Origin of the sequence: Rhodopseudomonas boonkerdii, assembly GCF_021184025.1 — a bacterium.
Classification (GTDB): domain Bacteria; phylum Pseudomonadota; class Alphaproteobacteria; order Rhizobiales; family Xanthobacteraceae; genus Tardiphaga; species Tardiphaga boonkerdii.
The window spans coordinates 4,585,649-4,599,162 of record NZ_CP036537.1 but is presented as its reverse complement, the minus strand read 5'-3'; the positions used below and the strand labels follow the sequence as shown (position 1 = coordinate 4,599,162).

9 protein-coding genes are annotated in these 13,514 nt (G+C 65.1%); 5 read left to right on the top strand and 4 right to left on the bottom strand.

The window, feature by feature from the left end:
- Positions 1-174 precede the first annotated feature (174 nt).
- Positions 175-4,497, top strand: a complete 4,323-nt coding sequence (locus tag E0H22_RS21090) for an autotransporter domain-containing protein (RefSeq protein WP_233022930.1) — start codon at positions 175-177, stop codon at positions 4,495-4,497.
- A 302-nt stretch (positions 4,498-4,799) separates the two neighbouring features.
- On the opposite strand, the gene ppk2 is transcribed toward E0H22_RS21090, so the two are convergent.
- Both ppk2 and E0H22_RS21080 read right to left on the bottom strand, forming a co-directional pair.
- Positions 4,800-5,726, bottom strand: a complete 927-nt coding sequence (gene ppk2, locus E0H22_RS21085; RefSeq protein WP_233022929.1) for a polyphosphate kinase 2 — start codon at positions 5,724-5,726, stop codon at positions 4,800-4,802.
- A gap of 596 nt (positions 5,727-6,322) precedes the next feature.
- On the bottom strand, positions 6,323-8,077 hold the full coding sequence (locus E0H22_RS21080) for a methyl-accepting chemotaxis protein (RefSeq protein WP_233022928.1): 1,755 nt from the start codon (positions 8,075-8,077) through the stop codon (positions 6,323-6,325).
- Between the two features lie 186 nt (positions 8,078-8,263).
- Between E0H22_RS21080 and E0H22_RS21075 the strand changes: the two genes are divergently transcribed.
- Both E0H22_RS21075 and E0H22_RS21070 read left to right on the top strand, forming a co-directional pair.
- Positions 8,264-9,010, top strand: coding sequence for a YebC/PmpR family DNA-binding transcriptional regulator (locus E0H22_RS21075; RefSeq protein WP_233022927.1), 747 nt, complete (start codon positions 8,264-8,266; stop codon positions 9,008-9,010).
- 934 nt (positions 9,011-9,944) lie between these two features.
- Positions 9,945-10,157 carry a hypothetical protein gene (locus E0H22_RS21070; protein ID WP_233022926.1) on the top strand — a complete coding sequence of 71 codons (213 nt, stop codon included), beginning with the start codon at positions 9,945-9,947 and terminating at the stop codon, positions 10,155-10,157.
- A 206-nt stretch (positions 10,158-10,363) separates the two neighbouring features.
- Here E0H22_RS21070 and E0H22_RS21065 read toward each other — a convergent pair whose 3' ends face one another.
- Positions 10,364-11,083, bottom strand: a complete 720-nt coding sequence (locus E0H22_RS21065; protein WP_430715292.1) for an SDR family NAD(P)-dependent oxidoreductase — start codon at positions 11,081-11,083, stop codon at positions 10,364-10,366.
- A 65-nt stretch (positions 11,084-11,148) separates the two neighbouring features.
- Positions 11,149-11,793 carry a pyridoxamine 5'-phosphate oxidase gene (gene pdxH, locus E0H22_RS21060; protein ID WP_233022925.1) on the bottom strand — a complete coding sequence of 215 codons (645 nt, stop codon included), beginning with the start codon at positions 11,791-11,793 and terminating at the stop codon, positions 11,149-11,151.
- A 123-nt stretch (positions 11,794-11,916) separates the two neighbouring features.
- On the opposite strand from pdxH, the gene E0H22_RS21055 reads away from it, so the two are divergent.
- Both E0H22_RS21055 and E0H22_RS21050 read left to right on the top strand, forming a co-directional pair.
- Positions 11,917-12,345 carry an RT0821/Lpp0805 family surface protein gene (locus E0H22_RS21055; protein ID WP_233022924.1) on the top strand — a complete coding sequence of 143 codons (429 nt, stop codon included), beginning with the start codon at positions 11,917-11,919 and terminating at the stop codon, positions 12,343-12,345.
- Positions 12,346-12,494: 149 nt separating this feature from the next.
- Entirely contained in the window at positions 12,495-13,472 is a 978-nt protein-coding gene (locus E0H22_RS21050) for a DnaJ C-terminal domain-containing protein (RefSeq protein ID WP_233022923.1), read from the top strand.
- Positions 13,473-13,514: the final 42 nt, after the last annotated feature.

Sequence of the window (13,514 nt, the reverse complement as noted above, 5' to 3'; positions counted from 1 at the left end):
GCAGCAACAATCGACACGCAGTTGGTGATGCAGTGATACATTTTGACGCATGAGCGAGCGCCGTCACGGAACATGGGATGCGACACGCATAGCCAGCAATCTATGGTACAGTATTTGCGGCAGGTTTTGACCGGGACTGCGCAGGGACGGATGCGGGATTTTCACAGGGCATGCATGATCGCCATGGGGCTCGGATGGCGGCTGGCCTCGGGGCGGGCAGCTCTGGGACTGGCCGGGCTGCTGCTGCCCCTGGGCCAAGCGGGCGCGCAGACCTTGCCGGCGGGCAACACGATCATCAGGGGATCGGGCACGATCACTCTGCCGACGATAAATCAGACCAGCACTATCTTGGAGGTGAACTGGAACAGCTTCGACGTGGGCCCACCGGTAACGCTTGCATTCAATCAACTAGGTGTGACGTCGCTGGCCGTCAGCCGTGTGACTGGTAACGCACCGAGCACGATTGCTGGGATTCTCGCCGCCAACGGCAGCGTGCTGCTATCCAACCCCAACGGGGTGCTCTTCTCAGCGACGAGCTTGGTGGACGTCGGGTCGCTGATCGCCACCACGCTCGATCCCGGATACGTCGACCAAGACCAGTATCGGCTCAACACTCTAGCCACGACAGGACAAGTCAGGGCCATCGCAGGCAGCTCGCTGACCGCCGCCACTGGCGGCATGGTGACCCTGGTCGGGACTGGCGTTGATAACGGTGGACGCATCGCCGCGCAGTCCGGCAGCATCAATCTGATGGCGGCCGGTTCTGCGACCTTGAGCCGATCGAGCACGACGACTCCCTTCGACACCGTCGTGATCGACAGCCCTCTCGTGACGGCGTTCAACGCCAATCCCGCGGTGCTCAACACCGGAACGTTGGAGGCCAACGACGGCGGCCGCGTCAATCTCACCGCCCTGGCAACGTCCGGTCTTTTCACCAGCGATATCGTTCGCAACAGCGGCTTCATTTCTGCATTGGGTGTCGGCGCGGTTGCCGGCGGCACGGTGACCTTGAATGGCACCGGCGGCGATGTCACCAACAGCGGTACCATCAACGTGACCGGGCAGGGCGGCGGCGGCGTCACGCTTGTCTCGGACAGGATCGCGACCAATGCCGGTAACATCTACGCCTACGGGTCGAGCGGAAGCAGCGGCGGCACGATCTCGCTGACCGGCGCATCGGTGCAGCTCACGGGCGCCGGCCGCACCGATGCCGGCTCCGGCACGGTGACGCTGACCGCGACCGGCGGCGGGATCACGCAATCGAACGGATCGATGCTCGCCGCTGGAACGCTGACGGGAAGTGCGACCGGCGCGGTCTCGTTGACGTCAACCAGCAACCAGATCGCCAGCCTCGGCGCCTTCACCGCGACCGGCTTCAGCCTGACGAACGCGGGCAGCCTCAATGTGACCGGCGCGGTGGATGCGGGCACCGGCGCCATGACGCTTGGCACCGGCGGCGGGCTCACCGTCAACGGCAGCCTGACTGGGAACAGCGTCTCGTTGACCTCGTCCGCGGGCATGGATATGGCCGCAACCAGTTCGGTGACGGCAAGCGGCGCCCTGACGCTGAGCGCGCGCAATACGATGAGGGCCAACGGCATCATCACCGCCACGGAAACGACGGTCTCGTCGGGAATCTTGCGGGTCGGCAACACCGCCAGCGACAGCGCCGCACGGATCGATGGCGCCGTGGTGGTGCAAAACGGCGTACTCTTCGGCGGCTATGGCACCGTCGGCAGCACGACGATCCAGGCCGGGGGAGGCCTGTTCGGCGGTGATAGCGGCTCCGGCGCGCTGCGGATCAACGGCGACCTGACGCTCGCCAGCGGCGCGCATCTCAGCTATCTGCTCGGCGCGCCGGGATCGTCCGCCGTGCCCGGAAGCACCGGCCTGGTCGCAGTCACCGGTAATCTCGCGCTGAACGGCACGCTGGATCTGGTGGCCTTCGGCGCGCAGGGTATCGGCTATTACCGGCTGATGACCTATGGCGGCACACTCACCGGCAACGGCCTCACCTTCGGTGCGCCGCCGGTCGGATGGAATGCCGCCGATATCGGCGTCGACACCTCCCGCGCCGGGGTCGTCGATCTGCTGGTGGCCGACGGCACCAGCACCTTGCAGTCCTGGCAGGGTGGCAACGGCGCCTGGAACAGCAGCAACCCGAACTGGCTCAATGTCGGCGGCACAGTGCCGGCGCGGTGGGCGGCTATGAACGCCGCGTTCGAGGGCGGCGGCGGCACGGTGACAGTCGCTGGACCGCAGACCTTCGACAGCCTGCAATTCGTGACCAACGGCTACACGCTGATCGGTGGCGCCGGCGGCGAGCTGGTGCTCGGCGCGAACGGCGGCGAGCTGCGGGTGCTGGCGGGGGTGACGGCGAGCATCGCCGCGCCGATCACCGGCGCTGGCGGCGTCAGCAAGACCCAGGACGGCACGCTGATCCTGTCCGGCCTCAACACCTATACCGGCGGCACCACCATCAATGCCGGTGTGCTGGCGCTGGCCGGCGGCGGCACGCTCGGTGATGCGGCGAACGCCACCACGATCAACGGCGCAACCGCGGTGCTCGATCTCGGCGGCACGGCGCAAATCCAGAACGGCGGCGTCTCCTTGCAGAACGGCGGCACGATCCGCAACGGGTCGTTGACCGGGGCGCTGACGTCGAGCGGCGGCACGATCGACCGGCTCGGCGGCAGTGCAAGCCTTGCCGTTAGCGGCGGCACGACCCAGATGCTCGGCGCGAACGGCTATACCGGCGCGACCACGGTGAGCAGCGGCGTGCTGGAGATCGCCGCGGGCGGCAGCATCGCCTCGGACGTGACGGTGAACGCCGGTCGCTTCATCAGCAACGGCATGTCGTCCGGGACGATGACGGTGAACGCGGGCGGCATCCTTGGCGGCAACGGCATCGTCGGGGACACGGCGATCAACGGCGGCACGCTGTCGCCGGGCAACTCGATCGGCACTCTGACGGTGCGGGGCAATCTCGTGTTCACGGCGGCATCGACCTATATGGTGGAGGTCGATCCGACTCATGCCGATCGCACCAATGTGACGGGCACGGCGACGCTCGGCGGAGCAACGGTGCAGGCGACCTATGCCAGCGGTGCCTATGTGACGCGGCAATACACCATCCTCAATGCGGCGGGTGGTGTCAGCGGCACGTTCGCGTCGCTGGTCAACACCAATCTGCCGGCGAACTTCACGCCGTCGCTGAGTTATGACGCCAACAACGCCTACCTCAACCTGACGCTGAACTTCACGCCGCCCGATCCGCCGGGTGCGCCAAGCTTCGGCAGCGGGCTCAGCAGCAACCAGAGCAACGTCGCCAATGCGCTGATCAACTCGTTCAACACGGCAGGCGGCATTCCGCTGGTGTTCGGCGCGCTGACGCCGCAGGGCTTGACGCAGGTCTCCGGCGAAACTGCCGCCGGTAGCCAGCAGGCGACGTTCGATGCGATGACCCAGTTCATGGGCGTGATCACCGATCCGTTCAGCGCCGGGCGCGGCGGTAGCGGCACCGGCGCGACCGGCTTTGCTGCGGAAGATGATGCGTTCAACGCTTATGCATCTTCCGGCCGCAAGCGCACGGGCGCCGACGCCTATGCGATGTTTGCCAAGGCACCGCCCCGCGCGCCTGCATTCGAAGCTCGCTGGAACGTGTGGGCCGCCGGCTTCGGCGGATCGCAGACCACCGACGGCAATGGCGCGACCGGATCGAACACCACCACCAGCCGGCTCGGTGGGGTCGCGGTCGGTGCGGATTACTGGTTTTCGCCGAACACGCTTGCCGGTTTTGCCCTCGCCGGCGGCGGCACGAATTTCAGCGTGGCGAATGGCGGCCGCGGGCGATCCGATCTGTTCCAGGCCGGCGCGTTTGTTCGCCATACCGTGGGCTCGACCTACATCACGGCCGCCGCCGCCTATGGCTGGCAGGATATCACCACCGATCGCACGGTCACCGTTGCCGGCATCGACCAGCTTCGCGCCCAGTTCAACGCCAACGCCTATTCCGGCCGTGTCGAGGTCGGCAATCGCTGGGTGATGCCGTGGGTCGATGGCGTCGGCGTCACGCCCTATGCCGCCGCCCAGGTCATAGCCTTCGATCTGCCGTCCTATGCGGAAACCGCCAATGCCGGCGGCAATATGTTTGCGCTGGCCTACGCCGCCAGGACCGCCACATCGACGCGATCGGAACTCGGCATCCGCACCGACAAATCCTTCGCTGTCGGTGATGCGATCCTGACCCTGCGCGGCCGTGCCGCCTGGGCGCATGACTACACCAGCGACCGCAGCGTCGCCGCCACGTTCCAGTCGCTGCCCGGCGCGAGCTTTGTGGTGAACGGCGCCGCGCCCGCGCGCAACGCGGCGCTCACCACCGCATCGGCGGAGATGACGTTCAGCAGCGGCCTCTCGCTGGCCGCGAGTTTCGAAGGCGAATTCTCCGACGTCACCACCAGCTATGCCGGCAAGGGCGTCGTGCGCTACGTGTGGTGAGACGGTGTCACGAGAGCGGATGAGAGCAGTTTCGAGCTGAACCGTGTCCCGGACGCGATGCGGCGCTCAGGCGAAGCGAAGCTTCGCCGCAAGTGCCGCCTCGCAGAGCCGGGACCGTACCAAGCGCCGGAGCCTGTGACGGTCCCGGTTCTGCGCAGCAGCCTTGTCGGCGATGCCTTGCATCGCCTGCGCCGCAGCGCGCCCGGGACACGATGTCGTCGAAACAGAATTGCTTTGCGAACGGCGGACGACGCCTTCCGTCGCTCTTCGCGCGTTGGCGGACGAGTCGGCTCATGCGCCCTTTAATACTTCTCAGGCACATACATCTCCGCAGGCACGGGGGCGCGGAAATAGTCGGGGTTGCGCACGCGTTCCGGCAGCGCCACCGGCTCATAGGGCAGATCCTTGTACGGGATTTGCGCGAGCAGGTGCGCGATGCAGTTCAGGCGGGCCTTCTTCTTGTCGACGGCCTGCACCACATGCCACGGCGCTTCCGGAATATGCGTATGTTCGAGCATCGCTTCCTTGGCCTTGGTATAGGCCTCCCAGCGCGCGCGGGCCTGCACGTCCATCGGGGAGAGCTTCCACTGCTTCAGGGGATCGGCGATGCGCATGGCAAAGCGCAGATGCTGCGCCTCGTCGGTGATCGAGAACCAGTATTTGATCAGGATGATGCCCGAGCGCACCAGCATGCGTTCGAATTCGGGCACCGAGCGGAAGAATTCCTGCACGTCGTCCTCGGTGCAGAAGCCCATCACGCGCTCGACGCCGGCGCGGTTGTACCAGGAGCGGTCGAACAGCACCATTTCGCCGCCGGCCGGCAGATGCGACACGTAACGCTGGAAGTACCATTGGGTGCGCTCGCGCTCGTTCGGCGCGGGCAGGGCGGCGACGCGGCAGATGCGCGGATTGAGCCGCTGGGTGATGCGCTTGATGACGCCGCCCTTGCCGGCGCTGTCGCGGCCCTCGAAGATCACCACGACCTTCAGCTTCTCGTGCTGCACCCAGCTCTGCAGCTTCACCAGCTCGCCCTGCAGGCGGAACAGTTCCTTGAAATAGGTGCGGCGGTCGACCGATGAGGTCAGCTTCTGGCCGGCCAGCTCATCGGCCATCTGGTCGATGCGGTCTTCGTCGAGTTCGAGTTCCATTTCCTCGTCGTAGCTGTCGAGCATCTCCTCACGCACGCGGTCATGCATGGCTTTTGCATTGTCGGGGGAGAGTTCGTTCATGGTCGCCTCGGGAAACGAGTGGGTGATCGATGTCGGTCCAACCGGGTTGAACCAACATCGAATGTCATTGGTGTGACATGCGTTCCACCAACTCCATCTCGAACCATGAGTTGGCTTGGCTCGGAGCTTTCCAGTCATCCTTCGAGATGCGGCCTGCGCGGCCCCTCAGAGTCTGACTCATAAAGCGGTCTGGGCGCGAGCTCATGGTTCGAGACGCGGCCAAGTGGACGCTCCTCACCATGAGGGTTCTTCTATACTCCGCCCTCATCCTGAGGAGCCGCGCAGCGGCGTCTCCCAGCGAATGGCGTAGCCATTCGCAAGGGATGGCCGAAAAGGCTCCGAGCCAAGCCATCTCATGGTTCGAGACGGCGCTGTCAGCGGCGCAATTGCGCCGCTAGGCCTCCTCACCATGAGGGACTGTTGCGCTCCGTCTAGGCGACCAGCAGCGCCAAACTACAGACCGCCTTTCCAGTCAAGCTCTCAGGATGAGGGCAGAGACGTAGGGCGGATGAGCGAAGCGTCATCCGCCGGCCGATTGCATGGCGGAAACTCCGCGGCGGATGACGGCTGCGCCTTATCCGCCCTACGACCCGGCGTCACAGCTTATACGCCGTCCGGAATCCGCCCCAATGCCGTCCCTGCACGCGCACGGGGACGTCGATCTCGCGCATCATCACGGTGGTGCCATTGCCCATGTCGCGGGCATAGCTCTGGATCAGATAGGCGCGGGTGTTGCGTCCGGCGGCGAGGCCCGCCGTATCGTTGAAAATGCGGCGGTTGCGGCAATTGGCGGTGTTCCAGGCGACGTCGCCGGGGCGCTGCGGCTTCGAATAGATGCCGTTATGCACCGGCAGATAGCCGTTGCGGTCGATCATGACGCAGAATGCCATGCGCGAATCCCGGGCGAGAAACGCGTCCTGGAATTCCGGCAGCGCGCGCTCAGCCCAGGGCAGCATCCGCGTGCGGTACTGCACGGGATTGCTGCCGGCGATCTCCACATAGGTCTCGTCGAACATGTCGTCGATGGTGATCGCGCCCGATGCGACGCCGTCGGCGAAGATCTTGTTGAGCGCCGCGCCTGCGTCGAGCGCCCGCGTCACGAATTCGGTGTTCTCGTCGTGGATCGCCCAGAGCCGGTCCTCGATGCGGCTGACAAGATGTGCATCCGGCGCTACGAAGCGGGCCTGTGCGCCGCTGTTGCCACGCGCGTCGATGCGCAGCCGGCATGCGCCGATCTCGCCGAGCTCCGCGGACAGCACCGCGTGCAGCGGCAGCCGCGCCGCATCCGGCCCGCCGATCAGCACGCCATCCATGGCGATCTCATAGACCGGCGCGCGCAGCTGTCCGCCGCCCGTGTCCAGCACGATATCCAGATGGCAGGGCAGGCGTTCGCGCTTGCGCTGTTCCTCGCTCGCGGCGTCCTGCTTCAGCAGCACCGCGCAGCGCGATTTCAGTTTCGAGGCAAACAGCGTCACCGCGGCGCCGGCCTGCGCGACGTCCGCGCCATGTTCCGTCGCCGTCCTGGCCGCGGCATCGATTTTCTGCGCGCTGTCGCCGACCGCGGCGATGAATTGCGACGCGGCGGCTGCGTTGCTCGCCATCTCGCCGGTGGTCGTATTCTGCTCGGCCACGGCCTCATTCACATGGGAGAACACCGGGCGGATCGCCGCGATCGCCGCGGAGATCCGCTGCACCGCCTCGACTGAATTCGCGGCGTCGCGCTGCAGCGTGTCGACCTTGCGCTTGATCTCTTCGGTGGCCCCCTGGGTCTGCACCGCCAGCGCCTTCACTTCCGTCGCGACCACGGCAAAGCCGCGCCCTGCGGCGCCGGCCCGTGCGGCCTCGATGGTCGCGTTCAGGGCCAGCATGGTGGTCTGCCGCGCGATCTGGGCGATCAGGTCCAGCACCTGGCCGATGGCCGCGGAGGATTCCCGCAGCCGGTCCACATTCAGGCTGGCCTCATGGGCGGCAGCGCCGGCCGCGTCCGCCAGCTGGCCGGCATCGCGCACCTGTGCGCCGATGGCCTGGGCCGAATGGGTGAACTTGTCGGCGGCATGGGAGAAGGTTGCGGCGGTCGCCAGCGCGCCGGTGCTGCGGTCTGTCAACGCATCGGTGCGGGTGCGGATCGCGGCGAGGGTTGCCGCGGTCGATTCGGCGCCTCCCGCCACCGCGCCTGCGGCCTTCTCCAGCTGGCGGACGAGGCCGCCGAGTTCGAGCTCCAGCAACTCCAGGATGTCGCGGGCAGGGTCGGGTTCGGGAAGCGGCGGCTGGGCATGAGGGGCAGGTTTTTCAGCGTCGATCACCGGCACGGCCGTCTCGGCCAGCCGCTTGCGAAACAGTTGGATCGCCATGCCTCCCCCGCTATGCAATTTATGCGAGTAGTCTTGCACCTACCGGTGAAACGATCGTTAAGCGGCATTTGGCCGGGGCGGCCGATTTTCGCTATTCCGCCGTTTTTTTGATTTTGCCAATTTCGCCCCCTATAACCCCCCGCCACAGCCCTCATATTCAATCAGTCGGACGATCGAGAGACCTGCATGGCCGGACATTCCCAATTCAAGAACATCATGCACCGCAAGGGCCGTCAGGACGCCCAGAGGTCCAAGCTGTTCTCCAAGCTGGCCCGCGAAATTACCGTGGCGGCCAAGCTGGGAACGCCGGATCCGGCAATGAATCCGCGCCTGCGCTCCGCGGTGCTGGCGGCGCGCGCGGAGAACATGCCAAAGGACAATATCGAGCGCGCCATCAAGAAGGCCGCGGGCAACGATGGCGAGAACTACGATGAAATCCGTTACGAGGGGTACGGCCCCGGTGGCGTCGCCGTCATCGTCCAGGCGCTGACCGACAATCGCAACCGCGCCGCCTCGGACATCCGCTCCTATTTCACCAAGTCGGGCGGCAATATGGGGGAAACCGGTTCGGTGTCCTTCATGTTCGATCGGGTCGGCATCATCGAATATCCCGCCGACAAGGCATCGGCCGATGACATGCTCGAAGCGGCCATCGAGGCCGGCGCTGACGATGTGGTGTCGAGCGAGAGCGGCCACGAAATCTATGCCTCGGCCGACGGTTTCCACGAAGTCTCGAAGGCGCTGGAAGCGAAGTTCGGCGAAGCCAGCAAGGCGGAACTGACCTGGAAGCCTCAGAACACCATCGCCGTCGATGACGAGACCGGCGAAAAGCTGCTCAAGCTCGTCGACCTGCTCAACGATCACGACGACGTGCAGCAGGTCTATTCGAACTTCGAAATCTCCGAAGCCCTGATGGCGAAGCTGGGCGGCTGACGCTCCGCCGCGCTTTCCCCATTGTTGCGTAGCTTGGCCAAACCTCTGCCGTCGCCGCTTGGCGTAGCGGCCTCTGACATGTCATTGCCCGGCTCGACCGGGCAATCCAGTAGACACCCATGGATCGGATCAAGCTGCTCAGTCGGCGTGTACCGGATCCCCGCTTTCGCGGGGATGACAAGCAGAGTCTAAATGTTCTTATTTTGTTCTTGACAAAATTCCCATCCCGTCCATTATCGCTGCCGTCTTGTTCGCGGGGGGCGCTCTCATGAGGCGTTCTTTGAGCGGGACAGGATGCGGAGCCCGCGGCCTGCCTCGCAAGCAGGACTCGGGAGGCCGGGGGTCACCGTCCCTCCCCAATACGAGGGGGAGCCGATAGGTCGGCTGCGACGGCACAGGCGAACGGCGGAGAAATCCGTCGGGATCAGCGGCTCGGAAACTTGCTGCGGCAAGGAGTAAGGGACGTGCCGGTGTGCGACAGAGCGGTCCTCCAGCCAAAAGTCCCGCGGTGGCACGCCGTCAGGCGTTGCGCGGCCGGCCAGCACTGGCGATCCAGTGCAAACCGATCGCGTCAGTCCCACCCCCACGCGCCTTGCGGCGTGCCGCCTCCCCTCATGTCTTCGAGGGGAGACCTGCTCACACCTCGGACGCGCAAGCGCCGCGAGAATGAGGACTCATGATCTCGGGAAGGACGTGGCTGTTTGACAGGTTGATCAGGCAACGACGCGCAGGGCGTAGGGCGGATGAGCGCAGCGTAATCCGCCGGCCGAGGGCGTAACCGAAACTCCGCGGCGGATTACGCCTTCGGCTCATCCGCCCTACGAAGTAGGTGCTCTCTTCCGCCACAATATTTCAGGTAAAATTCGAGCATTCCGCTGAACGGTTGCGCTAAGTCTTGCTGTCATAACCGCTGTCACTAGCGATGAGGACAGCAATGGTTGATAAAACAGAAATGCCCGGGCGGAACGTCGTCGATCTGCGCTCCTACAAGCAAGCGCGTATCGCCGTCGGCAGGGCGCAGGCGATATCGGCGCGGACGTGCCGGCATTGCGGCGCGGCCCTGCTCGAAGGCGAGTCCGATGATGATTGTTCCAGCGCCGGCATCAGCGCCGCGGCGCCGATGCTGCGAAAGTTTTACGCGGACTGATTGTTCCGCCTTCCCTGCGAGGAGCGCCAGAAAGGCGCCAGCCTCACTTCATGTTCCCACACATTCCGAAAACAAAAACTCCGCGCCCATCCTGAGGAGCCGCGCAGCGGCGTCTCGAAGGATGGCCGCATGCTCGAGCCCGGCCAGCTCATGGTTCGAGACGCGCGCAAGAGCGCGCTCCTCACCATGAGGTGCGAAGAGTGTGGTCAGACGTGCTGGCCGCCATTGATGTGGATTTCGGCGCCGTTCACGTATGAGCTCGTCTCCGTGCACAGCACATAGATGATCTTGGCGACTTCGTCCGGCGTGCCCAGGCGATGCATCGGAATCTGGTGATCGACGATGGCCTGCGTTCCCGGCGACAGGATCGAGGTGTCGATCTCGCCCGGCGCGATCGCATTGACGCGCACCCCGAGTGGGCCGAAATCCGATGCCATCTCGCGCGTCAGCGCCGCGAGCGCGGCCTTCGATGTGGCATAGGCGGCGCCGGCAAAGGGATGCACGCGCGAGCCGGCGATGGAGGTGACGTTCACTACCGAGCCTTTGGCGGCCTTGAGCTGTTCGATCAGCCCGCGCGCCATCATGATCGGTGCGAAGAAGTTCACGTTGAACACATGGGTCCAGGTATCGACATCGGTGTCGATCGAGCCCATGCGCTTGCCGCCTTCGGCCTTCGGCGAGATCGCAGCATTGTTCACCAGCGCGTGCAGCGTGCCGCCGTTCAGGCGCTCCTTGATGTCGTCGATGGCGCGGGCGGTGTCGTCATGGTCGGCGAGATCGACCTGGATGTGGTCTTCGGGACCTGCGTCCCATGGACAGACTTCAGGAAATGGATGCCGCGAACAGGTGAGCACGCGCCAGCCGGCGCTGGAAAAGCGCATCACGGTAGCATGGCCGATGCCGCGGCTTGCGCCGGTCAGGAGCATCGTGCGCTTGGGCGCATTCGATCCGGAATGGATCGCGGCTTTGGGCCTCGCGGCCGGGTCAGCGTTCACGGATACATCCTCACTTTGCTCCAGGCGCTGCCGGCGGCATCGCGGCGGAATTCGATACGGTCATGCAGGCGGAACGGGCGGTCGTGCCAGAACTCGATCCTCTGCGGAATGATGCGCCAGCCGCTCCAGCCTGGCGGGCGCGGAACATTGCCGATCAGATATTTCGCGCCCTCTTTGGCGATGGCCTGCTCGAAGGCGAAGCGGCTCTCCAGCGGCTGCGACTGCTTGCTGGCCCACGCACCGATCTGCGCCTGTTTCGGACGGGTGGCGAAATATTCGTCGGCTTCGGCATCGGTCACAGGCGTCACCGGCCCGCGAACACGAATCTGCCGGCGCAGCGATTTCCAGTGAAACAGCAGCGCGGCCTTGGGATTGCCGGCGAGTTCCTGGCCCTTCTGGCTGGCGATATGGCTGTAGAAGACGAAACCGTCGGCGTCATAGCCCTTCATCAGCACCATGCGCACATCGGGCAGGCCGTCGGCATCGACGGTCGCCAGCGCCATGGCGTTGGGATCGTTCGGCTCGGACGTCTTGGCTTCGTTAAACCATTCGGAAAACAGCGCAAACGGTTCCTCTGCCGCCGTAAAATCACCGGACGTTAACGGAGTTGGGTGTTTCATGGAGGGGGTCGTGTCGGTCATGTCCGGAGTTCCGTATTGCGTTGGCCTGTCAGCGATAGCGCGCCAGGATCCCTCTATAGGCGAGACCTATATAGGGCACGCGGACGCATTGGCCTATCGGGTCTGTGGCCGCTCAAGGCAGCTTTGACAGCTATTCTCATCGGTACGGGCCTTGGCGGTTGCAGCGTCATGCGGGACAATGACGGCCCGTTCGCCAGGATGGACGGCGGCGACGTGACCGGCTCGATCACGCCCGGTTCTATGTCACCCACGGCGCAGTCGGCGAGTTACGACCCGACCGAGGCCGATCTGGCGCTCGCCCGCAACGCCGCCAGTGATGTGCTCACGCGCGGCAGCAAGGATTCCAGCCAGCCATGGGAAAATCCGGTGACCGGTGCCCGCGGCTCGGTCACGCCGCTGTCCAATGCCTATGTCGCCGAGGGCAAGACCTGCCGTGACTTTCTCGCCTCCTATGTCAACGGCACCACCGAAAGCTGGATGCAAGGTGCGGCGTGTAAAGGCGAGCGCGGACGCTGGGACGTGCGGACTCTGGTGCCGTGGAAGCGAAGCTGAGTTTCGCTTCACCGCTTGCGGCCCCGTTGCAAAAATGACACGAACACACCAGATGAAGGGGCAAGCGGGTTTGTCCCGCATGCCATTCACGCGGGTCCGGGCCTAGCCGTCCGAAGCCCGTATTTCGCATATGTGAGGAGAGACGACGGATGCGCGACCCCTATGAGGTCTTGGGGGTGCAGCGGGGCGCCAGTGCTGCGGCGATCAAGAGTGCGTTTCGCAAGCTCGCCAAGAAGCATCATCCCGACGCCAACAAGAACGATCCGAAAGCCGCCGAGCGGTTTTCGGAAGTGAACGCGGCCAATGAAATCCTTGGCGACGAGGACAAGCGCAAGCAGTTTGACCGCGGTGAGATCGACGCCGAAGGCAAGCCGCGTTTCCAGGGCTTCCCGGGCGGCGGACGTGGCGGCGCGCGCGGTGCCGGTTTCGAGCACGCCTTCCGCGGCGGCCAGCAGGGCTTTGGCGCCGGCGGCGCCGCCGGCTTCGAGGATATCCTGAACAGCATGTTCGGCGGCGCGGCCGCTCGCGGCGCCCGTGCCGGTGCGCAGTCGTTCGAATTCGAGAGCGGTGGCTTCGGCGGCGGCAGCGCCTATGGTGGCGGCATCCCCGATCTCGACATCAATGTCGCCATGACCGTGACTCTCGAGGAGTCCGTCAAGGGTGCCGAAAAGCGCGTGCGCCTGCCATCCGGCAAGGAGCTGAACGTCAAGGTGCCGGCCGGCGTCACCAACGGCCAGCAGATCCGCCTGCGCGGGCAGGGCGAGACCGCCCCCGGCCACCGCCCCGGCGATCTGATGATCACCGTGACCATCGCTCCTCATTCGACCTTCAAGATCGACGGCAGCGACCTGCGCGTCGACCTGCCGATCACGCTCTATGAAGCCGTGCTCGGCGCGAAAGTGCGTGCGCCGACGCTGACAGGCGCGGTCGAATTGTCGATCCCGAAGAATACGTCGAGCGGCCGCACGTTTCGCCTGAAGGGCAAGGGCTTGCCGAAAGCCGACGGTGCCGGCGATCTCTATTTCACCACCCGCATCATGCTTCCCGACGGCAACGACGCGGAGCTGGAAGCGCTGATGGAGAAGTGGCAGAGCGGACACCCGTATAATCCGCGGAGTGAGATGTAACACTGCGCGGTCTTAGGATGGGTTTCGCTACGCTCTACCCAT

Excerpts from the sequence above, each read along its gene's own strand:
- E0H22_RS21090 (WP_233022930.1), top strand. The coding sequence starts at position 175 with ATGATCGCCATGGGGCTCGGATGGCGGCTGGCCTCGGGGCGGGCAGCT.
- E0H22_RS21075 (WP_233022927.1), top strand. The coding sequence starts at position 8,264 with ATGGCCGGACATTCCCAATTCAAGAACATCATGCACCGCAAGGGCCGT.
- E0H22_RS21065 (WP_430715292.1), bottom strand. The coding sequence starts at position 11,083 with ATGCTCCTGACCGGCGCAAGCCGCGGCATCGGCCATGCTACCGTGATG.
- E0H22_RS21080 (WP_233022928.1), bottom strand. The coding sequence starts at position 8,077 with ATGGCGATCCAACTGTTTCGCAAGCGGCTGGCCGAGACGGCCGTGCCG.
- ppk2 (WP_233022929.1), bottom strand. The coding sequence starts at position 5,726 with ATGAACGAACTCTCCCCCGACAATGCAAAAGCCATGCATGACCGCGTG.
- E0H22_RS21050 (WP_233022923.1), top strand. The coding sequence starts at position 12,495 with ATGCGCGACCCCTATGAGGTCTTGGGGGTGCAGCGGGGCGCCAGTGCT.
- pdxH (WP_233022925.1), bottom strand. The coding sequence starts at position 11,793 with ATGACCGACACGACCCCCTCCATGAAACACCCAACTCCGTTAACGTCC.
- E0H22_RS21070 (WP_233022926.1), top strand. The coding sequence starts at position 9,945 with ATGGTTGATAAAACAGAAATGCCCGGGCGGAACGTCGTCGATCTGCGC.